This is a genomic window from Streptomyces xantholiticus, assembly GCF_014651015.1.
Lineage (GTDB): Bacteria > Actinomycetota > Actinomycetes > Streptomycetales > Streptomycetaceae > Streptomyces > Streptomyces xantholiticus.
In genome coordinates this window covers 456,753-478,376 of the sequence record NZ_BMWB01000002.1, presented here as the reverse complement: position 1 = coordinate 478,376, position 21,624 = coordinate 456,753, and the positions used below count along the sequence as shown (strand labels likewise).

Annotated in this window: 21 protein-coding genes and 1 pseudogene; 11 read left to right on the top strand and 11 right to left on the bottom strand. The window is 70.6% G+C overall.

The annotated features are described in order from the left end of the window. Positions 1-36 precede the first annotated feature (36 nt). The gene (locus IE198_RS06440) at positions 37-339 is read right to left on the bottom strand and encodes a hypothetical protein (protein ID WP_189883576.1); all 303 of its coding nucleotides are present in this window, start codon (positions 337-339) and stop codon (positions 37-39) included. A gap of 106 nt (positions 340-445) precedes the next feature. After that, positions 446-1,384, bottom strand: a complete 939-nt coding sequence (locus IE198_RS06435) for a CHRD domain-containing protein (RefSeq protein ID WP_229833767.1) — start codon at positions 1,382-1,384, stop codon at positions 446-448. A 182-nt stretch (positions 1,385-1,566) separates the two neighbouring features. Here IE198_RS06435 and IE198_RS06430 point away from each other — a divergent pair, with 182 nt between their 5' ends. Then, positions 1,567-2,175, top strand: coding sequence for a COG4315 family predicted lipoprotein (locus tag IE198_RS06430; protein WP_189883571.1), 609 nt, complete (start codon positions 1,567-1,569; stop codon positions 2,173-2,175). Positions 2,176-2,406: 231 nt separating this feature from the next. Here IE198_RS06430 and IE198_RS36900 read toward each other — a convergent pair. From IE198_RS36900 to IE198_RS06410, 5 genes and pseudogenes are all read right to left on the bottom strand, one after another. Next, a pseudogene (locus tag IE198_RS36900) lies at positions 2,407-2,667 on the bottom strand (YunG family protein); the annotation flags it as partial. Positions 2,668-2,757: 90 nt separating this feature from the next. Next, positions 2,758-3,987, bottom strand: a complete 1,230-nt coding sequence (locus tag IE198_RS06425) for a damage-control phosphatase ARMT1 family protein (RefSeq protein WP_189883718.1) — start codon at positions 3,985-3,987, stop codon at positions 2,758-2,760. Between the two features lie 175 nt (positions 3,988-4,162). After that, a complete protein-coding gene (locus IE198_RS06420; RefSeq protein WP_308426790.1) occupies positions 4,163-4,537 on the bottom strand; it encodes a GNAT family N-acetyltransferase in 375 nt (124 codons plus the stop codon). A 78-nt stretch (positions 4,538-4,615) separates the two neighbouring features. Next, positions 4,616-7,756 (bottom strand): DEAD/DEAH box helicase, encoded by a 3,141-nt coding sequence (locus tag IE198_RS06415; protein WP_189883567.1) that lies wholly within the window; start codon positions 7,754-7,756, stop codon positions 4,616-4,618. Between the two features lie 68 nt (positions 7,757-7,824). Continuing rightward, positions 7,825-8,835 (bottom strand): SEC-C domain-containing protein, encoded by a 1,011-nt coding sequence (locus IE198_RS06410; protein ID WP_189883565.1) that lies wholly within the window; start codon positions 8,833-8,835, stop codon positions 7,825-7,827. 201 nt (positions 8,836-9,036) lie between these two features. On the opposite strand from IE198_RS06410, the gene IE198_RS06405 reads away from it, so the two are divergent. Further along, complete coding sequence (locus IE198_RS06405; RefSeq protein ID WP_229833766.1) at positions 9,037-9,753, top strand: class E sortase; 717 nt, start codon at positions 9,037-9,039, stop codon at positions 9,751-9,753. A 40-nt stretch (positions 9,754-9,793) separates the two neighbouring features. Here IE198_RS06405 and IE198_RS06400 read toward each other — a convergent pair whose 3' ends face one another. Further along, positions 9,794-10,900: a substrate-binding domain-containing protein gene (locus IE198_RS06400; protein ID WP_189883561.1), complete on the bottom strand. Its 1,107-nt coding sequence runs from the start codon at positions 10,898-10,900 to the stop codon at positions 9,794-9,796. A 235-nt stretch (positions 10,901-11,135) separates the two neighbouring features. Between IE198_RS06400 and IE198_RS06395 the strand changes: the two genes are divergently transcribed. Both IE198_RS06395 and IE198_RS06390 read left to right on the top strand, forming a co-directional pair. Next, positions 11,136-11,453: a DUF6412 domain-containing protein gene (locus tag IE198_RS06395; RefSeq protein WP_189883559.1), complete on the top strand. Its 318-nt coding sequence runs from the start codon at positions 11,136-11,138 to the stop codon at positions 11,451-11,453. A 102-nt stretch (positions 11,454-11,555) separates the two neighbouring features. Then, positions 11,556-12,287 (top strand): YidC/Oxa1 family membrane protein insertase, encoded by a 732-nt coding sequence (locus tag IE198_RS06390; protein WP_189883557.1) that lies wholly within the window; start codon positions 11,556-11,558, stop codon positions 12,285-12,287. Between the two features lie 13 nt (positions 12,288-12,300). Here IE198_RS06390 and IE198_RS06385 read toward each other — a convergent pair whose 3' ends face one another. Next, positions 12,301-12,636 carry a YnfA family protein gene (locus tag IE198_RS06385; protein ID WP_189883555.1) on the bottom strand — a complete coding sequence of 112 codons (336 nt, stop codon included), beginning with the start codon at positions 12,634-12,636 and terminating at the stop codon, positions 12,301-12,303. A 186-nt stretch (positions 12,637-12,822) separates the two neighbouring features. Here IE198_RS06385 and IE198_RS06380 point away from each other — a divergent pair, with 186 nt between their 5' ends. Beyond that, positions 12,823-13,680 (top strand): fumarylacetoacetate hydrolase family protein, encoded by an 858-nt coding sequence (locus IE198_RS06380; protein WP_189883553.1) that lies wholly within the window; start codon positions 12,823-12,825, stop codon positions 13,678-13,680. A 353-nt stretch (positions 13,681-14,033) separates the two neighbouring features. Here IE198_RS06380 and IE198_RS06375 read toward each other — a convergent pair whose 3' ends face one another. Together IE198_RS06375 and IE198_RS06370 are read right to left on the bottom strand one after the other, a co-directional pair. Then, the gene (locus IE198_RS06375) at positions 14,034-14,522 is read right to left on the bottom strand and encodes a heme-degrading domain-containing protein (protein WP_373299782.1); all 489 of its coding nucleotides are present in this window, start codon (positions 14,520-14,522) and stop codon (positions 14,034-14,036) included. Then, positions 14,519-15,610, bottom strand: a complete 1,092-nt coding sequence (locus tag IE198_RS06370) for a Gfo/Idh/MocA family oxidoreductase (RefSeq protein WP_189883551.1) — start codon at positions 15,608-15,610, stop codon at positions 14,519-14,521. The genes IE198_RS06375 and IE198_RS06370 overlap by 4 nt, the downstream gene beginning before the upstream one ends. A gap of 67 nt (positions 15,611-15,677) precedes the next feature. On the opposite strand from IE198_RS06370, the gene IE198_RS06365 reads away from it, so the two are divergent. The 6 genes from IE198_RS06365 to IE198_RS06340 all read left to right on the top strand — a co-directional run bounded on the left by IE198_RS06365 (position 15,678) and on the right by IE198_RS06340 (position 21,613). Further along, the gene (locus tag IE198_RS06365) at positions 15,678-16,856 is read left to right on the top strand and encodes an ROK family transcriptional regulator (protein WP_189883549.1); all 1,179 of its coding nucleotides are present in this window, start codon (positions 15,678-15,680) and stop codon (positions 16,854-16,856) included. 130 nt (positions 16,857-16,986) lie between these two features. Continuing rightward, positions 16,987-17,874, top strand: coding sequence for a hypothetical protein (locus IE198_RS06360; protein ID WP_189883547.1), 888 nt, complete (start codon positions 16,987-16,989; stop codon positions 17,872-17,874). Between the two features lie 357 nt (positions 17,875-18,231). Then, positions 18,232-19,011 carry an HAD-IIA family hydrolase gene (locus IE198_RS06355; protein WP_189883545.1) on the top strand — a complete coding sequence of 260 codons (780 nt, stop codon included), beginning with the start codon at positions 18,232-18,234 and terminating at the stop codon, positions 19,009-19,011. 93 nt (positions 19,012-19,104) lie between these two features. Further along, positions 19,105-19,746, top strand: coding sequence for a hypothetical protein (locus IE198_RS06350; protein WP_189883543.1), 642 nt, complete (start codon positions 19,105-19,107; stop codon positions 19,744-19,746). Position 19,747: 1 nt separating this feature from the next. Then, on the top strand, positions 19,748-20,440 hold the full coding sequence (locus tag IE198_RS06345; RefSeq protein WP_189883541.1) for a class F sortase: 693 nt from the start codon (positions 19,748-19,750) through the stop codon (positions 20,438-20,440). 153 nt (positions 20,441-20,593) lie between these two features. After that, positions 20,594-21,613 (top strand): glycoside hydrolase family 6 protein, encoded by a 1,020-nt coding sequence (locus tag IE198_RS06340; RefSeq protein WP_189883539.1) that lies wholly within the window; start codon positions 20,594-20,596, stop codon positions 21,611-21,613. The last annotated feature ends 11 nt before the right edge of the window (positions 21,614-21,624 follow it).

Sequence of the window (21,624 nt, the reverse complement as noted above, 5' to 3'; positions counted from 1 at the left end):
CTGTGTCCCGGGGATCCGGGCCCGGCCCCGGCTCCGTCAGTGACTGCGCCGCGTGACCGTCCACGAGGCCAGCGCCACCCCGGCGGCCGCCGTGAACACCGCCGGCCACGCGCCGACCTTCCTGGCGAGCGGGCGCGACCCGGCGAACGCGGCCACGTACGCGGCGCTCAGCCCGGCCGCCGCCTTCGGCCCGGCGACCTGGTGCCATTGCCGGGCGGCCACGGCGCCGGCCGCGGCGAGAGCGACCCCGCCGAGGGGACGCTTCCTGGTCCACCGGGCCACGCCGTACCCGCCGACGAGTCCGCCTGCCGCCACCGCCGCTGCGGGAACCCTGGCCATTGCTGCCGCCTCTCGCGTTTTCGCTGTCACTGTTCGTCCCGAGCACAGACCGTCGCCGTCGGCGTCCTGGTCGTCATCGTCCCGGTCGTCGTGGCGGTCGGTCCTCCTAGTGGAAGAGCTGGCCGCGGACCGCCCCGTCCGGGAACTCCTCGGTGTGGATGTTGGAGTAGAAGCCCCACGGGTTGTTGCGGATCTCCTCGACCACTCCGGCGTGCTGGTCGTTCAGCCGCCCGGAGACGGCGAACAGGCCCTCGGGAATCGGCTTGTCGAAGAAGCCCATCACCACGTCGCCGTTCTTGCCGAATTCGCCCTTGTGGATGTGCGCGGCGCTGGGGGCCTTGATGTTGACCCACGCCAGCGAGAAGTCGACGGTCCGGCCCTTGGGGTGCAGGAACGTCACCGCCTTGCCGTCCCGGTCGTTGACCTTCGTCGCGTCGTTGTTGGCGACCTCCTGGGCACCGTTGGCGAGGGCCCGTAGCTTGCCGCCCTTGATGATGTGGAGCGGGTTGATGTTCTCGTGCAGTTGCTTCAGCTGGCCGCGGACCGCCCCGCCGGGGAACTCCTCGCTGTGCAGGTTCATGTAGAACCCGGACGGATGCTCGATGATGCTCTTCGCGAGCTCGGCGTCGGTCAAGGTCGCGTGCCCGGCGGCCGAGTGCAGCGAATCGGGCATCGGGGTGCCGAACAGCGGCACCTTGACGTCGCCGTTCTGCCCCGCGGCGCCCTGGTGGATGTGGCCCTGGCTCGGCACGAACCCTTCCCACTGCATCGCGAACACCACGCGGTCGCCCTTCACCTGCATCAGGGCCACCGCCTTTCCGTCCGGATCGTTCACGGCGGCCCCGCTCGCGTCGGGCACCTCGTGCGCGCCGGTGAGGACGACGGCGAAGGTGACGGCCTTGCCGTGGCTGGGTTTCGTGAACGTGGCGGCGGACTGCGACAGACTTCGCCCCCCTCCATGGCTGTCATGTGCGACGGCTGGGACGACACCGGCCACGGCCAGCACGAGGGCGGCGGCCGGCACGGCGAGAGTGCGCTTGTGCATTGCGGATGTACCTCTCATTGGGGGCCGACCCGGTCGTGGTCGGTCGGGGTCTTGTACGCGGTGCCCGCGCGGGCCGTTCAACGAGAGGTCCATTGGATCCGATTGAACAGCCGCTCGGTCGAGGCCGTACCACCCGCCGTACGAACTGCCCGCTACAGCACCGGAAGCCGAGGGATCAGACCATGCGCAGCACCCGGAACCGTGGCCGCACCAAGGCCCTGATCGCAGCCCCGCTGATGGCGCTGGTGCTGCTGACCGCGACCGCGTGCGAGGACTCCGGTGACTCGGGTTCGTCGTACGGCGCGGGTCCCGCCGGGCAGCCGGCGGACCAGCAGGCCCCGGCCGAGCCCCCGGCGGACTCGGCGGCCGACGCCACCCCGCCCACCGGCGAGGAGCCGGCCGCCGACGCGCCGCCCAAGCAGGCGCCGGCCCCCTCGATCTCGGTCCGCACGGCCGAGACGGACCTCGGCACGATCCTGGTCGACGACCAGGGCCGCACCCTGTACGGCTTCACCAAGGACAAGCCCGGCCAGGCGAACTGCGACGCCGACTGCATCGCGGTATGGCCGGCGTTGATCTCGGCCAAGGATGTGACGGCGGAGGGCGGCGCCGACGCGTCACTCCTCAAGGAGGTCAAACTGGGCGCGGGCGCGGAACAGGCCGTCTACGGTGACTGGCCGCTGTACTACTACGTGGGCGACGTGACGGCCGGTGACGTCAACGGCCAGGGCCTGGACGCCGAATGGTTCGTGATCGCGCCCGACGGCAAGCTGATCAAGTCGGAGGCCTGACCCCGGGTTCTTCCGGCTACGCGAGGGTGCACTGCTCAGGGCCGGGCGGGCCGAGGCTCTACGGCGTCCGGGAGGCGGGCCCGCGGGAGCTACGCGCCCCCAGGGGCGCAGCCACCCAGCCGGGCGAGGACCCGGCCGCGCAGCAGCTCGTACTCCTCCGCCCGGCGCCGGGGCCGGCCTGGCGACGGCACGGCCTGCCGTAACGGTCCGGCCGAGCCGGAACTGGTCGCGGGTGATGTCGATCTCGGTGCCGTCGGGCCGCCGGTTCCACCAGTGGAAGCCGTGCTGCTCAGCGTCCAGGTGCACTTCCCCGAGCATGAACTCGCCACCGAGCAGGTCGTGCACGACCAGGGCCGTGATGTCGCAGTGCCCCCACGCCGGGTTTCCGGAGTCCCATCCGGCGCGCTCCGGATCGTCGGGCGAGCAGGTGTCGGCGGCCCAAGAGGCGCGCAGCGCATGCTCGATGCCGGCCAGGGTGTGGGTAGCGTTCACACACGGCAGGATGCCGCACCCCTGTGACAACGTCCCGGGGAGACCGACCCCGACCGAGCCGCCCGGGCCGAGCGCCGAGCGATCACGCCGTCAGGCGTTCACGGCCCGGCCCCCCATCTGGATCAGGGCGTGCGTGCCGCTCGTACGCCACGCCTGCCCGCCCGCCTCCAGCGCGGCCACGGTGTCCCCCTCCAGACCGGTGATGACGTCCGACTTCAGGGTGCGCAGTGCCGCCACTGGCCCAGGGAAGTACGGGACACGCCCACCGAAGGACGTGGTCGGCTCCCAGAGGCGGTCGCCGACGAGACGCCGGTAGTTCAGGTCGCCCTTGACGACGGTCACGGTGGCCCCCGCGAACTCCTTCCGCAGGCTGTCGGGCATCGCGTCGTACGGGAACGGCGCGCAGAAGAACTCGTGCGCGCGGACCACGAGCCGGCCGTCGGCCATCGCACCCCACAGCCGTCGCCCGATCTCCGCGGCGTACCGTGCGGCCTGCACCTGAGCCTGCGCGAGGCGCCGCATGCTGTCGACGACGTCCGACATGGTCGCGTCGGAGACGTAGTACGGATACGGCTTCACATGCAGCACCACCTCCACCGCGCGCTCGGCGTGCAGCAGGTGGTCGATGAGTACGAGGTCGGGGATGAGCTCACGCCCGGCGTTGTCCGCGACGACGTGCACGGAGGGCGCCGCGCCACCCGCCGGCAGCAGTGACCACAGCGCCGCGCTCTCGTCGGCGACGAGTCGCGAGCCGGTCCCGCCGGCCGTCGACGGCTGCGCGCCACCGGAGTCGAGACGGAAGCCGAGGTCCGCGCGGTTGCCCCACAGCGAGGCACCCAGCAGCGCGGGCCCCTGGACGTCGGCGGGCCGCCCGGCCAGCTCGTCGAGCGCGGCGAGCTCGTCGTCGACGGTCGCGCTGCGCAGCTCGGCGGCCTTGAACGGCCCGAAGGGGTCGATCCCCTGCCAGGGACCGGGCTCGAAGTAGCCGAGCGCGCCCAGGAGCCGGCGGTAGAAGTAGCTCTCGGACCACAGGAACGGCACGTCGAACCAGGACCGCCCGAAGTAGCCCTGTCCCCACGCCGCCCAACGCTCGCGGTCGTGCGAGCCCGCGGCGAGTGGCTCGATGACACCGTGGGCGGTCTCCTCGAGCAGCGCGTCGAGCGCCGCGTGCTGCGCCGGCCCACAGGGGAACGCGTCACGGACCTGTTCGATGAGTGCCGGGTGCCGCTTGGCCAGCACCCCCCAGGCGAACGACCCGGGCTCGTTGCCCAGGATCACGGGTGCGTCGTCGGCGCTTGCCTGCGTCGCGTCTGCGGTCATCTCGCTCACGTACTCCTCGGTCGTTGCGGGCCGCGGCCGGTGCGCCGCCGACGGGTCCATCATGACGACCTGCACGGCCGCGGTTGGCTCCGGCCGCTCCCGTACCCGCGATCCCCTGAAGGGCGCCCGGGGCGGGGGCTTGCCTGTCAGGCGGCTGCGGCCGGGGACCGGTCTCTCACAGCGACAGCTTGAACCCGTCGTGGCTCCGGGCAAACCCGAGCGATGCGTAGAACCGGTGCGCCTCGGCACGCCGCTTGTTGCTGGTCAGCTGTACGAGGGTGCAGCCACGCTCCCGCGCCCGGTCGATGGCCCGCGTGAGCAGGTCCCGCCCGAGCCCGGCCCCACGCCGGTCCGCCCGTATCCGCACCGCCTCGATCAGCGCGCGTTCCTGCCCGTGGCGGCCGAGGCCCGGGATGTAGGTGAGCTGCAGACAGCCGAGGACCGTACCGTCGCCCTCGTCGAGGACCATCATCTCGTTGCGCCTGTCGGCGTCGATGGCATCGAAGGCCCGGACGCACGCATCGTCGACATGGACCGTGCTCGCGTCCACGACGGTCTCTTCGCCGGCCAGGAGTGCTACGACGGCGGGCAGATCGAGGCGGGTTGTGACCGGCGGTGGCGGGCGCACTCAGCTCGCGGCGACGGCCGAGTAAGACCACACATCTGCGGGAATCTCGTGCTGCAACTCCCAGGTGATGCCCATCGGCTTGCTGCCCGTGTGACCAAGGAATTCGGCGGGCCCCAGCAACATCCACGGCTGAGGGCCGCCAATGTCCGTGCTCCTGTAGCGGCGGACGAACAGGAGCACGTGCGTGCCGCGTTCCTTGTGCCGCCTGTAGCGCTGGCCAGTGGGGGAGCTCTCAGAGGTCTGGTTCTGGGACTCCCAATGGAAGCGGAAGTTGTTCACGGCGTAGTCCCTGTAGCGCGTCTGCGGTGAGAAGTCCTTCTCGTCCTTCTCCAATGTGATCAACAGAGCGTCGGTCTTGATGCTCTCGCACCACCTCACCCCCTCCCGGAAGTGCCCAGGCATGAAGCCGCCGATGAAGGACTGGCCCAGCGCGGGCAGGATTTCCTCACGGCTGTACGAGGCGTGCACCGTCAGTGGCAGGCTGGTCAGTTCGCCCAGGAGAGGCACCGGGACATGGTCCGTGCGTTCCAGGTTGTGGGCCAGGACTTGGCGCAGCTCGTCCCGGAAAGCCTGTTGCGGCCGGAGGTGGTCCAAGGCCTCTTGGTACGTAGCGAAGCCGCCGAGCGGCCACAGCGAGAAGTAGAGCATGCGGACGTACGCCTGGTCCCGTTCGCCAAGATCGGCATACGCTGGTGCGTCATCGGCGAGAAGCGTGGAGTACGCAGCAACCCGTTGCGGGTCATCGACGTGCAGTAATGCGGAGGCTCGCCTGAGCAGTTTTGCTTCCCCTTCGGGGGCGGGGGCGGTCAGCAGCTTTGCACGGCGTAGGAGACCAGTCCACGAGTTGCCGTTGCCACGGTAGAGCTCCTTGATCTCTCGCCCACTCTCGCGTAGGTACGCGGAGAGCCGGAGCTCGGCGTACTGGCCCACCTCCCGAGCCAACTGAGTGATGTTTACACCGATCTGACTGCGAATGTTGTCGATGATCAGCTCCTTGGCCTTGGGCTCAAGGATGATCTGGCAGCCGGACGGCAACTGCGGAAAGTCATGCGCGATGTTGGCGAGTAGGCGATTGCGCGTCAGGTTCGTGAGGGTTCGGAACTGCTCCTCGAAGCGGAACTCTTTGCGGTGCTGGCCAATGAAGTCCAGGACCGTTAGCACTGCCTTGCCTTCGCTGCGCCGCAGGCCACGGCCAAGCTGCTGGAGGAAGACGGTCGCACTCGACGTCGGCCGCAGCAGGAGGAGGGTGTCGACGTCCGGGACGTCCAAGCCCTCGTTGAAGAGGTCGACGGAGAAGATGACCTGCAGCTCTCCAGATCGCAGAGCGTCCAGCGCCGCCTTCCGTTGCTCGCGCGGTGTCTCGCCCGACAAGGCGATTGCGTTGAGGCCAGCCCGTTGGAAGAAATCGGCCATGAAACCGGCATGGGCCACAGAGACGCAGAATCCGAGCGCGCGCATGGAGCCCGGGTCGGTGACCTTGTCTCGCACGGCCTGCACGACGAGGCGGGCCCGAGCCTCGTTGCCGGTGAATAGGTTGCCGAGAGCCGAAGCGTCGTATGAACCACGCTTCCAGGCGATGGCGCTCATATCGGTGTTGTCGGACACACCGAAGTAGTGGAAGGGGCTGAGAAGTTCGTTCTCGAGGGCTTCCCATAGGCGCATCTCTGCCGCGATACGGCCATCGAAGAACTCGTCCTGGACATTGCGGCCATCCAGGCGCTCCGGTGTGGCCGTCAACCCCAGCATCTCGACGGGCTTGAAATGATCAATGATCCGGCGATAGGTCGGTGACACGCCATGGTGGAACTCATCGATGACGATGACGTCGAAGTGGTCCGGCGCGAAGCGTTCCAGCGAACGGGTGCTGAGCGATTGCACGCTTGCGAACACGTGCGTCCACTCGTCGGGGACCATGCCGCTGTGGAACTCCCGGCCGAAGTCAGCGTTGACCAGTACATCTTGATACGTGCGAAGTGACTGGCGGAGGATCTCTTGACGGTGTGCAACGAAGAGGAGCCGGAGCTTTCGGTCGTGCTGGCTCACCAGCCGCTTGTAGTCGAGAGCAGCCATCACCGTCTTGCCCGTGCCGGTTGCTGCCACGAGTAGATTCCGATGCCGATCGTGAACGGTTCGCTCAACCTCCAGCCGTTCCAGCATGTCTCGTTGATGTGGATAGGGACGCACTTCTAGGCCGGACAGGGTGATGCTCCGGCCGCTGTCGGTGCCGGCAGCGGTGCTTCGGCCGGCCTGCTGGAGAGCCGCGTCCAAGCGTGAGCCGTCGCGCTCTGGCTCGTACAGCTCGAAGGCTGACTCACTCCAGTAAGAGTCGAAGGTGGCCTCGAACTTGCGGAGAACGTCGGGCGTCGCGATGGATGAGAGCCGGACGTTCCACTCGAGGCCGTCGAGCAGCGCGGCCTTGGAGAGGTTCGAGCTACCGACGTACGCGGTGTCGTAGCCGCTGTTTCGCCGGAACAGCCAAGCCTTCGCGTGCAGCCGGGTCGAACGTAGTTCGTAGTTGACCTTTACTTCCGCATCGTACTTTTCGACCAACTTGTCCAGCGCTCGGCGTTCGGTCGCGCCGATGTAGGTGGTCGTGATCACTCGGAGGGGGACGTTGCGGGCGTGCGCGGCTTCGAGGGACTGCTCTATGACTCGCAGACCGTGCCACTTCACGAACGCGCAGAGAAGATCGACGCGGTCAGCGGTGGCCAACTCGGCGCGAAGCTCGAAGCCGAAGCTTGGATCGCCGGATGAATTGGTGATGAGTGCCGTGTCAGAGAGTGGTGTCGCAGGACGGATCGCGTAGACGCCCTTAGCTTCCTGCTCGGCGATCGCGAGGAGTTGGCGCGGCCCATCGGCGACGAGGTCGACCCACTCGCGTGCTCCCTCGATGGTGCTCATCGACTCGAGGATGTGGTTCGCGGCGTGGACACGTTCGGCTGCCGGCAGGCGTTCCAGTACCCGCCGCGTCGTCTCCGCCACGTGTCGCGCGATGACCTGAGGCGATGACTCGGGGCCCACCGCGTCGTCGATGGCATGCCAGCGATCACTCGTGAGGCCTTTGAGCTGGTTCTCGAGCCGCAAGGTGATCAGCTGCTCGTACAAGCCGGTTACAGGTGGATCATCGATGGGACCCGACATCGCATTCCCTCCCCTATAGGCCTGTCAGTGATATCAGGCATCACTGACAGGGCCCAACGGGACAGGTTCTACGCCCCGTGACACTCCCCGTACCGTCTCCCCGACCCGCACCAGCAAGCCGCCCCCCGCGCCGGCGGCCATGCCGCAGCCCGTCCCCGCGCCGCGAGGGTCGTGGCGTACTGGGGGAGGAGGTCGGCGTTCGACGGTGAGGACTGCTCGGACGCGGCGAAGGCCTCGTACGAGGGGACCGTGGCCGTCACGATGCCCAGGTTCTCCGTGCCCGTGGCCGCGAGGTCGCGCAGCGAGGCCTCGATGTCCGTCAGGTGGGCCGCGTGGGTCGGGTACTCGGACTCGAGCTCCGGGTACGCCTCGAGCAGTTCGGTGAGTTCCGCCTCCGGCCAGTGGAGGACCGCGACCGGGAAGGGCCGGGACAGGGCCGAGCGGTAGGAGCCCAGTTCGGAGCGGAGGCGGGCGATCTCGGCCTTGAGCTCTGCCGGGTTGTCGGAGCCGAGTGCCCACAGGCGGTTCGGGTCGTGCAGTTCGTCGAGGGTGACGTCCGGGGTGTGGGCGGCGTGGACCCGGTCGGCCGTCGCGTCCCATTCGTCGTGGGGCAGGCCCAGCATGCGGCGGACGCGGTGGCGGCCCGACAGCAGGGACCGGGTGGCGTAGGGGACGTCCTCGTCGCCCTCGGCGAGGAGGATCGACAGCGCCGCCGAGAAGCACTCGTGCGACGCCTCCAGCTCGTCGTGGTGCTCCAGCGTCTCCGCGATGATCTCCCACGGCGGGGCCTCGGTCGGGGCCGCGGTGCGGATGCCGTTGATCAGCGCGCGGGCCTCGGCCTCGTGGCCGTACTCCCAGAGGTTGGCGGCCTGCAGCGCTTTGACGAGCTGCGGGTGCTCCGGGGCTTCGGAGGCCAGGAGGCGGTCGTAGAGGGTGGAGGCTCGGCCGCGTTCGCCGGCGAGTTCCAGGTGGGCTGCGGCCTGGAGGAGCAGCGGTTCGGCGTCCTCCGGATACTGCTCGGCGGTGCGCAGCAGGCGCTCGGCTTCGGCGATGTGGTCAGCAGGCGTGTCGGGGCGCATGCAGCACACCGTACTGCTGTACGGGGTACCGCAGGAGGCCGACCCGATCCCGGGTACGGGGTGCTGGGCGTGTGCGCCCCTGCCCCGCTGCCCGGTGCCGAGCCGGTCGCCACGCTGGTGAGTTGAGGGCGGCGGCCCTACCCTGCGCCCGTGCGGAGGCGGTGGGAGCGGCAGCGGGGACGAGGCGGGGAACGCGGACGCGTGTGGTTCGCGCGCGGGCTGTCGACAGCCGCGGAGGTCGCGGTCACGCTCGGCGTCGTCGTTCTGCTGCTCGTCGTCCACCAGCTGTGGTGGACCAACCGGCAGGCCACACAGGGCGCGGCGCGCCAGGTGCAGGCCCTGGAGCGGGAGTGGGAGGGGGAGCGTAAGCCGCCGGCCGGGGAGGAGGTACGGGAGGCGGAGCCCACCCCGAAGGCCGACACCGACGCCGGCGCGGCCCCGGACCGCGGGCCCGAGCCGCCCCGCTGGGACCGGGCGTACGCCGTCCTGCGCATCCCCCGCCTCGGCGTCGTCGCCCCCGTCGCCGAGGGGATCGGCAAGCGGGGCGTCCTCGACAAGGGGTACGTCGGGCACTACCCGGGCACCGTGCAGCCCGGCCGGGCCGGGAACTTCGCCGTCGCCGGGCACCGCAACTCCCACGGCGAACCCTTCCGGCACATCGACCGGCTCCGCCCCGGAGACACCGTGGAGGTGGAGACGCGCGAGGGTGTGTACGTGTACGCCGTCGACAGGACGCTCCCGCGCACCCTGCCGGGCGAGACGGGTGTGATCGACCCGGTACCGCGCAGCTCGGTGCGGCCCGCCGCGGGATACCGCGCGGCGGGCAACTACCTGACGATGACGACGTGCACGCCCGAGTTCAGTTCCCGGTTCCGGCTGGTGGTGTGGGGGCGGCTGGCCGCGGTACGGCCACGATGAGCGTGACCGGTACGGGAAGTGGCCGCCCCCGCCCGTACGGCTACGAGGTGAGTCCGATCTCCTCGCACGCCTCACGCAACTTGGGCACACAGATCTGGTCGACGGTGTAGAGGCCGTCCAGGACGACGGTTTCCTTGATGTTGTCCCGGGTCAGCGCGATGACCGGGATGCGCACGGTCGGGACGGACTCCTCGGTCGGAGTGTCGATGTCCGTGTGGGCGGCCGCGCCGAGCGACATGTGCCTCGCCAGCAGGATGGCCATCTCGGCGGCGGCGGCCGCCTCCGGCGCGTACTGCTTGTAGACGGTCATGTACTGATCGCCGGTGACGATGCGCTGTACTGCGGCCAGCTCGGCGTCCTGGCCGGTGACGGGCGGCAGGTCGGTGACGCCGGCGGACTTGAGCGCCGTGATGATGCCGCCCGCCATGCCGTCGTTGGCGGAGTAGACGCCGGCGATGGCGTCCTTGCCGAGAGAGGCGATCGCGGCATCCATGTTGGCCTTGGCGTTCTCGGGCTTCCAGTCCTTGGTGTCGTACTCCAGGCCGATCTCGACCTTGCCGTCGAGCTCGGTGTGGGCGCCCTTCTTGAACATGGCGGCGTTCGGGTCGGTCAGGGCGCCGTTCATCATCACGATCTTGGCGGACTTGGACGCGCCGCCCCCGCTCTTGAGAGCCTCCAGCAGGGCTTTGCCCTGGATGTGGCCGACCTGTTCGTTGTCGAAGGAGACGTAGCCGTCGATCGGGCCCTCGGCGAGGCGGTCGAAGGCGACGACGGGGATGTCGGCCTCGTCGGCCTTCTCGATCGCCTCGGCAATGGCCTTGGAGTCCACCGCGTCCACGATCAGTACGTCGACCCCGTCCTCGATCATGGATTCGAGCTGCTGCGTCTGCAAATCGGCGTCTTGCTTGGCGTTGGCGTAGAGGACCTTGCCCTTGCTGTTGGTGAGCCGGGCGATTCGCTCCTCGATGACCGGTTTGTCGAACTGCTCGTATCGAGCGGCCTGGTTCTCCGGAAGGAGCAGCCCGACGACGATGTCGTCGCTCAGCCTCACACCCGGCTCCTCCTCCTCCGTCCCGCAGGCGGCGAGCGGTATGAGCATGGCGGTGGCGGCGGCTGCGACGGCGGCACGACGCAGATGTGCGTTCATTGGGTGAATCCAACCTCCCTGACAGGCCGAAGCATTTGCGGCCAAGGTGGCCGAAAGCCAACTCTGCGGGTCAGGAAGCGTCAAGGGTTGCGCCGCTAACGTGATCGCAACGTGATTCTGTGTAATCAAGCGTTCAAACAGTTGCGTCGGCGGACCGGGAACCCTGCGCCGGTGCGGCTCGTATACTCGATGTCCCGCAGGACGAGATGGCAGATCGCTGACAGGGGAGGGGCGCATGGCCGGTCGTACGGCACGCATGCTTCGCCCCGCCGTGCTGCTGTTCCTCCTCCTGCTCGAGATCCTCCTCGTCGACGGCAGCAGCATCTCCGCCGCCGTCGCGCTCGCCGCCTCCGCCACCGCCGCTGCCGGTGCCGCACTGATCGTCTGCGCCGTCATCAGCGCGCGCTGCGCGCCCGCCGTGCCACGCACCCGCGTACGCACCGCCCTGCGGGACCGCGAGGAACGCACCGCCTTCCTGCCGCAGCGCGACCCCGATGCCCGGGGTCGCAGGCGGCCCCGAGCGCCCGGTCGTCCCCTCCTGACGACCCCGTAGGCGCACCGGCGCCGATACGCGCACTCCGCGCAGCCCTTAACGGGTCGTCATGCCGTCATGTCTTCCTTTCCCGGCACGACGAGACCCCCGGAGGGCTCACCCATGTCCGTTTTCGCCACCCTGGTCGAGCAGCTCGCCGACCTGCTCCAGCCACTGTTCGCCGCGTCCGCCACTGCCGCCGCGATCGTCGTCTTCACCGCGCTCGTACGACTCGCGGTCCACCCCCTCTCCCGCGCCGCCGCCCGCGGGCAGAAGTCCCGCACCCGCCTGGCGCCCCAGCTCGCCGAACTGCGCACCAAGCACGCCAGTAATCCGGAGCGGCTGCGGAAGGCCACGTTGGAGCTGTACGCCAAGGAGAAGGTGTCCCCGATGGCCGGCTGCCTGCCGAGCCTGCTCCAGGTGCCGGCGTTCCTCCTGATGTACCACCTGTTCTCCAGCGCCGAGATCGGTGGCGAGCCCAACGGGCTCCTCGGCCACTCGCTCCTCGACGCGCCCCTCGGTGACCGTTGGACCGACGCCCTCGCGCACGGCGGGGTGTTCGGCGGCGCGGGACTCGTCTACCTGGCCCTCTTCGCGGTCGTCGCCGCCGTGGCGACGTCGGGCTACCGGCGCACCAAGCAGCAGATGGCCGCCGCGCCGGCGACCGCCGAGCCGCTGCCGGGCATGGGGGCGATGACGAAGGTGATGCCGCTGCTCTCGTTCCTCACGCTCGCCACCGTCGCCGTCGTGCCGCTGGCCGCCGCGCTGTACGTCGTCACCTCCACCACCTGGACCGCGGTCGAGCGGGTGTTCCTCTACCGGGACGTTCCGGTGCCGCCGACGGCATTGATGTGAGCCGGGGAGCAACTCAGCGGGCGCGGGGCGCGTACATGATGACAGCCATCCCGGCGAGGCAGATCAGCGCGCCGGTGATGTCGTACCGGTCGGGCCGGTAGCCGTCCGCGACCATGCCCCAGGCGATGGACCCGGCGACGAAGACACCGCCGTACGCGGCGAGGATGCGGCCGAAGTCGGCGTCGCTCTGGAAGGTGGCGACCACCCCGTAGAGGCCGAGCGCGACGACGCCCGCACCGATCCAGATCCAACCGCGGTGCTCGCGCAGTCCTTGCCAGACCAGCCACGCGCCGCCGATCTCGAAGAGCGCGGCGACGAGGAAGAGGGCGGCGGAGCGTGCGACGGACATGACGGGGACCCTACGCGGGGGTCGGCGACGCTCGAGGGACCGCGTCGGCTACCGGCCCGAAGGGTCCAGGTTGTGAACACGGTCTTGCAGAGTGGTCGGACGTCTTGGAGGATCAGCCAATCCTCCGATCCTCCGATGGCCGCACCTGTCGGGCCGGGCTCGTACTCGACCAGAGGAGAGAAGACCATGAAGCTGCTGCGTGTCGGAACGGCAGGCGCCGAACGCCCCGCGCTGCTCGACCAGGACGGAACGCTGCGCGACCTGTCCGCCCTCGTCGCGGACATCGACGGCGCGCTGTTCGCCGACGCCGCCGCCCTCGGCCGGCTCAGGGCCGCGGCCGACGCGGGCGACCTGCCCGTGCTGGACGCGACCGGGCTCCGTGTCGGGCCGCCGGTGGGCCGGATCGGGAAGGTCGTGTGCATCGGGCTGAACTACCACGACCACGCCGCGGAGACCGGCGCCGAGACCCCGGCCGAGCCGGTCGTCTTCCTCAAGGCAGCCGACACCGTGGTCGGTCCCGACGACACCGTGCTCGTGCCGCGCGGCAGCCGCAAGACGGACTGGGAGGTCGAGCTCGCCGTCGTCGTCGGACGTACGGCCCGCTACATCGAGCCCGACGAGGATCCGCTGTCGTACGTCGCCGGGTACGCCGTGGCACACGACGTGTCGGAGCGGGAGTTCCAGATCGAGCGTGGCGGCACCTGGGACAAGGGCAAGAACTGCGAGACGTTCAACCCGCTCGGGCCGTGGCTGGTGACGGCCGACGAGGTGCCGGACCCGCAGGCCCTCGGACTGAGGCTCTGGGTCAACGGCGAACTCAAGCAGGACGGCACGACCGCCGACCAGATCTTCCCCGTCGCCGACGTCGTCCGGTACGTCAGCCGCTTCATGACCCTCCACCCCGGCGACATCATCAACACCGGTACACCGGCGGGCGTGGCGCTCGGGCAGCCCGAGCCGAAGCCGTTCCTGCGCGCCGGTGACGTGGTCGAGCTCGAGATCGACGGCCTTGGCCGCCAGCGCCAGGAGCTCAAGGACGCGTAGCGCGCGCGAGCACGCGAAGTCACGGGAGGGCGGCCGGCCACCCCGGGCGCCCGCCCGCCTGTGGCGTGACGGCTACCGGCGCGGGCGGGCTCGGGTCGCACCTCCGCGGGCGGAGTGGCGGCTGCCCGAGCGGTGCCCGCGGCGCGGCGGGCTGCAGGCCGCCTGCCCCTGTGGCGTGACCGACCGGCGCAGCACTTCCGGCGCCGTCCGACGGGCGGTCGGGCAGTCGGTGTGGCCGGGCCCGGCTACGCCCCTCGGCCCGGGCCAACACCGGGCGAGAAGCCGGGGCTTGCGGTACGGCGCGCGACAGCGTGCCGTACCGCAAGCCCGTGCCCGCAGCCGACGTCGCCGGCTCACGTGGCGATGAAGCGCTCCAGCGCCTCGACCACCATCGCGTGGTCCTCCGCCTGAGGCAGGCCCGAGACCGTGACCGAGCCGACGACGCCCGCTCCGGCGAGCGTGATCGGGAACGACCCGCCGTGCGCCGCGTACCGGTCCGGGTCCAGGCGCGAGGATTCCTCGAACGTGGTGCCCTTGGCGCGGTGCCGCGCCCCGACCAGGTACGAACTCTCGCCGTACCGCTCGACGACCCGTCGCTTGCGGTCGATCCACGCGTCGTTGTCGGCGCTGGAGCCGGGCAGCGCGGCGTGGAACAACTGCTGGGCGCCGCGCCGGATGTCGATGGCCACCGGTGCCTCGCGCAGATGCGCCATCTCCACCAACATGCTGCCGAGCGCCCATGCGTCCGAATACGTGAACCGGCGCAGCGTGAGCCGGCGCTCCTGCTCGACGATCTCGTCGACACTGAGGTGGGGGGCCGGCTTCATCGTGTCCATGTTCATGCGCTGACCTCCACGGTGACGGTGATCCCTTCACGGGCGGAGCGACGGGCGGCCTCCAGCACGTCCAGTGCTGCGGCCGCCTCCTCCGCGGTGACCGGCGGAGCGGTCTTCTCACGCACCGCGGCGGCGACCGCCGCGTAGTACGCGGGGTAGTCGCCCGGCACGGTCTCCACGGGAGCGCCCCCACCGGTCAGCGGCGACTCTCCCGCACCCACCCGGCCCCACATCGACTCCGGTTCCACGCCCCACGGCTCGCCGTCCTTCGGGCGGCGGCCGGCGCGCAGGGCGTCCTCCTGCGGGTCCAGGCCGTACTTCACGTACCCGCCCTCAGAGCCCAGAACCCGCAAACGCGGACCGAGCTGTGCGGTGGTGGCGCTGACGTACAGATGCGAGCGGACACCGTTCGCGTGCGTGATCGCGATGAAGGTGTCGTCGTCGGCCCGCGCGCCGGGGCGGCGCACATCCGACTCGGCGTACACGCGCACGGCCGGGCCGAAGAGGGTCAGCGCCTGGTCGACGACATGGCTGCCCAGGTCGTACAGCAGACCGCCGATCTCCAGCGGGTCGCCGGACTCGCGCCAGCCGCCCTTGAGCTGCGGGCGCCAGCGCTCGAAGCGGGACTCGAAGCGCTGCACATCACCGAGGTCACCGTCCTCGATGAGCTTGCGCAGGGTCAGGAAGTCGTTGTCCCAGCGGCGGTTCTGGAAGACGGAGAGCACGAGCGAGCGCTCGGCGGCGATGGCGGCGAGCGTGCGGGCCTCCACGGCGGTGCCGGCGATCGGCTTGTCGACGACGACCGCGAGACCCGCCTCCAGGGCGGCGCGGGCGAGCGGGACGTGCGTCTTGTTCGGCGAGGCGATGACGACCAGGTCGAGTTCGTCGGCCCGGGCCCACAGGCGGTCGGGGGACATCTCGAGGCGGACCTCGGGGAACTCGGCGCGTGCCTGCTCCTGCCGCTCCGGGCTGGAGGTGACGACCGTGTCGAGGACGAGTCCTTCGGTGGCGGCGATCAGCGGGGCGTGGAAGACGGAGCCCGCCAGGCCGTAGCCGACGAGGGCGACGCGTAGGGGAGAGCCGGTACCAGTCATAGGCCCACTTAAGCAACGGTGTTGCCAAAGTGCAAGCGGGGGTGAGAATGGAAGGGTGAACAGGAGCATGGCGGGAGTGGGAGCCAATCTGCCCGCGCTGCGCAGCCACAATGCGGCGCTCGTCCTCGATCTGCTGCGCACGGCCGGTGAGGGCGGTATAAGCCGGCTCGAGCTGGCCGAAGCCGCCGGCCTCACGCCGCAGGCCGTCAGCAAGATTGTCGCCCGGGTACGGGAGGAAGGCCTCGTGGAGGAGGCCGGCCACCGGGCGTCGACCGGAGGCAAGCCGCGCACCGTGCTGCGCCTGGTGCCGTCGGCGGGCCATGCCATCGGCCTCCACCTGGACCGGGACGAGCTGACGGTGGTCCTCCTCGACCTCGCCGGCAGCCGCGTCGACACCCGAACCGTCCCCCTCGACCTGGGCGCCGGCACGGAGGCGGTCGTGGCGACAGCGGCGACCGAGGTCGCGACCCTGCTGACCGGGCCGGCTCCGGAGGCCGTGGGGGGCGGACTGCGGGTGCTCGGCATCGGAATCGCCATGCCCGGGCCGCTCGACCACGCGGGCGGGACGACACATCGCGTCACCGGCTTCCCCGAGTGGGACGGGTTCCCGATGCGGGACGTGCTCTCCGCGCGCCTCGGGCTGCCCGCCGTCCTCGACAAGGACACCAACGCCGCCGCCCTCGGCCTCGCCCTCCACGGGCCCGGCACCTCCTTCGCCTACCTCCACCTCGGTACGGGCCTCGGCGCCGGTCTCGTCCTCGGCGGCGCGCTCTACCGGGGCGAACGCACCGGCGCCGGCGAGTTCGGGCACCAGGTCATCCAGCTCGACGGCCCCGAGTGCAGCTGCGGCAAACGCGGCTGCATCGAGGCGCTCTGCCTGCGCGCCGTCGCCCGCGGCGACCTGGCGGACGCCGCCCGCATCCTCGGCACCGGTGCCACCAACCTCGTCGAACTGCTCGACATCGACCGGGTCCTCCTCGGCGGCCGTGTCATCACCGCCGCCGAGGACGAGTTCGTACGGGGAGTGGGCGCGGTGCTCGCCTCGCGCAACCAGGTCCCGGTGGCCGCGGCCGAAGGCGGTGAGCACACCGTCGCCGACGGTGCCGCGCAGCTCGTGCTCGCCCCGGTGTTCGGCCGGTCGGAAGCCCTCGCGCCCCCCGCAGTCGCCCCGGCCGGGACCGCAAGGCCCGGCGGTGGCTCCCCAGCCGGTCCCACGGTCAATCAGGAGGGCCTCGAAATACGCTGACAGGAGGGGCGTTGCGCCGCTGAACGGCCGTACCGTGCCGTGCGCCGACCTGGCCGCCGGGCACACATGGATCGCCCCGGGACCCGTCCCGGGGCGATCCCGGCAGTACGCGAGCCAGCAAAGGCCTCTCATGCGAACGCGCAATGCCCTCGCCCTCACAGCCGCCGCGTCACTGATCGCGCCCGCGCTGATCAGCGGTTCCGCGACCACGGCCGCCGCCGTGACCTCCGGTGTCCCGCTCCGAGCGGCCACCTCCACGCAGGCCGCCGCACCCCCGGCGGCCCGGTCGGACGACCGGCCCGCCGAGCCTGCCCCGACCTGTGGCAAGGCCACCGACCCCGACTTCCCGATCAGGACGAGGATCCGCGGCGGCCCCGCCACCGTCCGGGCGGGCTCCGGCTTCCATTCCTGGTCGGTGGAGCTGGCCAACAGCACCCGCGAGAGCTGCGACCGGATCCACCCCGTGCTCGTCCTCACCGCCCGGGACCGGTCGCTCACCGCGGAGCGCGTCACGCTGGAGTTCCACGACCAGGAGGCGGACCGCTGGCGCCCGGTCACCCTCGAGCGGACCGTGCAGGACGAGTTCGTCGGCGTCTTCGACGACGGCTTCCAGGGTTTCGTCGTACCGGCCGGCAAGACGGTCACCGTACGGACCCGGCTCTCCGTCGCCGCCGGTACGGCCGCGAACGAGGTCACCGTCAATGCCGCCGTCGTCCAGCGCAAGGGGGACGACGGCGACTGGGTCGGGGAATCGGGCGACTACCGCTTCGCCGTTCTGGAGGGCGACCGGGACGGTGGAGGGTCCTTGGAGCCCACCCCCGCCCGTTCCCCCGGTGTGCCGCCGACCGCGCCCGCACCCACGACCGCCGAGAAGTCGCCGCCCACCCACGACCAGCTCGCCACCACGGGCTCCGACTCGCTCGCCAGGGTCGGCATCGGCGTCGCAGTGATCCTGTTGAGCAGCGGACTCCTCGTGTTCGTCGCCCGCCGCCTGCGGTGGGGAGCCGGTCACCGCTGAACGGTCACGGCGACCCGGGGCCGGGCCGTGGACGAACATGCGCCGGGCAGTGAGATTACGGGTACGCCCCAATGCCCCTGCGGGGCAGGGGCGTTGGGCGTGTGCGCCGACCCTCGACCACGCCGGCCGCCGACGGCGGAGCCCCCTGCCGATCGACGGCGTCTCCCGCCGTACCGTTCTCGCCTGTGCCGCCTGTGCCGCCGGTGCGAGCTTCCGCTTCCACCGCACCCGGGCCGGCAACGGGTACCGCGTGATCGACGGGGTCGAGATGCAGGCATCCTGATTAGGCTGTGGGGCGTCGCCACAGCGCAGTCGCGGCGCCCAGCACGCATGACCCGTACGGCAGGAGTCCGTCTGATGGCAGAACGCAAGCCGATCGAATCCTGGCTCACCGACATGGACGGCGTCCTCATCCACGAGGGCGTCCCGATTCCCGGCGCCGACGCGTTCATCAAGAAACTGCGGCAGACCGGGAGGCCGTTCCTGGTGCTCACCAACAACTCCATCTACACGGCACGCGACCTGCACGCCCGTCTCGCCCGCATGGGCCTCGACGTGCCTGTGGAGAACATCTGGACCTCGGCGCTCGCCACCGCCCAGTTCCTCGACGACCAGCGGCCCGGCGGCACCGCCTACGTCATCGGCGAGGCCGGCCTCACCACGGCGCTGCACGACATCGGATACATCCTCACCGACCACGACCCCGACTACGTGGTCCTCGGCGAGACCCGGACATACAGCTTCGAGTCGCTGACCAAGGCGATCCGGCTGATCAACGGCGGCGCAAGGTTCATCTGCACCAACCCCGACAACACCGGCCCGTCCACCGAGGGCCCGCTGCCGGCGACCGGCTCGGTGGCCGCGCTGATCACCAAGGCGACCGGCAAGGACCCGTACTTCGCGGGCAAGCCCAACCCGCTGATGATGCGGACGGGGCTGAACGCCATCGGCGCACACTCCGAGACCAGCGCCATGATCGGCGACCGGATGGACACCGACGTGCTCGCGGGGCTCGAGGCCGGAATGGAGACTTTCCTGGTGCTCACCGGCTCCACGACGCCCGCCCTGGTCGACCGCTACCCGTTCCGGCCCTCCAAGGTCGTCGACTCGATCGCCGATCTCGTCGACCGGATCTGAGCACGTCAGCGGCGTCGAAGGTACTCGGCGGCCGGCTCTGCGGATGCGGAAACGGGCCAAGCGCGTGACTCTTGCGGTATCAGGAGGTTCACGATGCGTACTGGTTCCATAGCTTTCCGTGTGGCAGGGGCGGCCGCCGTACTCGTGATGGCGCCCGCGACGGCCGCATTCGCCGGCAGCTCCGTGAAGGCCACGGTGACGCCGGCCGCTGTCGCGCCCGGCGGTGAGGTCGAGATCCGCGTCGTGGGCTGCCGGGCCGGATCCGGCGTCGCCCGGTCCGACGCCTTCCGCGGGGAGGCCGCACTGTCGGCGAAGGGCAGGCACGGCCTGCTCGTCGGCAGGGCGACGGTCGGATCCCGCGTGAAACCGGGGACGTACGACGTCCGCGTCGGGTGCGACCTGCGCGAGCACCCAGGAGCGGGAAGCGTCGAAGTCACCCGCCACCACCACTCGAAAGCCGCCCCGCCGGATCCGGCGCCCTCGAAGAAGTCCCGTCATGACGAGCCCCGCGAGCGGCACCCGTCCCCGCCGCAGACCCACGAGTCTCCTGTGGCCCCCGTACGGGCGGGAGGCGGCGGCACCGCCGTGCTCGCCGCGCCGGTCTCCACCGTCGACGCCGAGGACGGCGGACCCAGCACCTCGCAGACCGTGATCGGCCTGGTCCTCGCCGGTGTTGCCGCGGTCGCCGTGGCAGTGCGCAGCACTCGCCGCCGACGCCGCACGGGCACGGACTGACATGTCAGGTGCCGATTCCTCCGCCGCTCCCGCTCCGGGCCCCGGCAACGGCCGGCTGGTGACCGGAACGGTCTGGGCGGTACTGGTCCTGGTGCTGTGGTTGTGGGGGAACGAAGCACCCGGCGCCCACGGCGGCAGTTCGTCCGCACCGACCACCGGCGACATCGCCGCGGTCGGCCGCCCGCCCGGCATCCCGATGCCACCCGCGCACCGGCCGCTGGACGCTGCCGCCGAGCCACGCCGCGTGTCCTTCCCAGCCATCGGCATCGCCGCGCCCGTCGTCGCGCGCGGCCTCGACGCGGCGGGGGCGGTGGACCCGCCGCCGCTGGAGACACCGGGGACCGTCGGTTGGTACGACGGCGGCACCGAGCCCGGTGAGCCCGGCGCCGCGCTGCTCGTCGGACATGTCGACACCGAGACGAAGCCCGCGGTGTTCTACGGACTGAGCGCCGCACGGCCCGGCGAGAAGGTCGAGGTGACCCGGGCGGACGGCTCGGTCGCCGAGTTCACCGTCGACGACGTCCAGGTCATCGCCCGCGACCGGTTCGACCCGCAGAAGGTCTACGGACCCCGCCAGGCCGGCCGAGCCGAACTGCGGCTCATCACCTGTGGCGGCACCTTCGACCGGGCGAGCGGCGCCTACACGGCGAACGTCGTCGTCTACGCGTATCTGTCGGGCGTCTCCGCGGCCTGACCGGCGGCCGGCGGAGACGGCGTCACCGCAAGTGCACGAAGATCCGGCGGACATCGAGACAGCCGCCGCGGGTGTGCCAGGATGGTTCGACCGGTCTTGTCCCGGGGAGCTGTCAGGGCCGGACCGAACGCAATGTGCACCAAGGGGGAGTGGATGTACCGCAGTTTGGTCGGCCGCAGTGCCCGGACGGGCGCGGGCCTGGCCGCCGCAGGAGCGGTGCTGCTGTTGGCGGGCTGTTCCTCCGACGGCGACGGCGACAAGAACGCGCAGCCGGTCGTGAGCCAGCAGCCGAAGGAGAACGATCCCTACTGGGTCAATCCCGACGGCAAGGCCGCCCGGCAGATCGCCGCGTACCGCGAGAACGGTGAGAGCGAGAACGCCGAGCTGATCATGAAGATCGCGGAGCAGCCCGTCGGCGAATGGATCGGTCCCGACAACCCTCAGGCGGAGGCCAAGGGCTTCACGGAGGCGGCGACCGAGGCCGACCGCGACGCGCTGCTCGTCCTCTACAACATCCCGCACCGCGACTGCGGCCAGTTCTCCAAGGGCGGCGCCGCCGACGGCAACGCCTACCGGGCCTGGGTCGACAGCGTCGCCAAGGGTATCGGCGACCGGCGTGCGACGGTGATCCTGGAGCCGGACGCGGTGCTGCACCTGGTGGACAACTGCACCCCGCAGGAGTTCCACGAGGAGCGGTACGACCTCCTCAAGGGGGCCGTCGAACGGCTGAAGCAGCAGCCGAACACCAAGGTCTACCTGGACGCGGGCAACGCCGGCTGGTCCAACCCGGACGCGTTGTACGAGCCGCTGAAGCGGGCCGGTGTCGAGCAGGCCGACGGTTTCGCGGTGAACGTCTCCAACTTCTATCCCACCGACGCGAGCAAGCAGTTCGGCAGGAAGCTTTCGGAGAAGATCGGCGGCAAGCACTTCGTCATCGACACCAGCCGCAACGGCAACGGCCCCTATACGCAGGGCGATCCGGCGGAGAACTGGTGCAACCCGCCCGGCCGCGCGCTCGGCGAGCCGCCCACCACCAGGACGGGCGACCCGCTCGTGGACGCCTATCTGTGGGTCAAGCGACCCGGTGAGTCCGACGGCGACTGCAAGGGCGGCCCCAAGGCGGGCGACTGGTGGCCGCAGTACGCGATCGACCTGGCGCGCAACTCGAAGTAGCGGTACGTGAA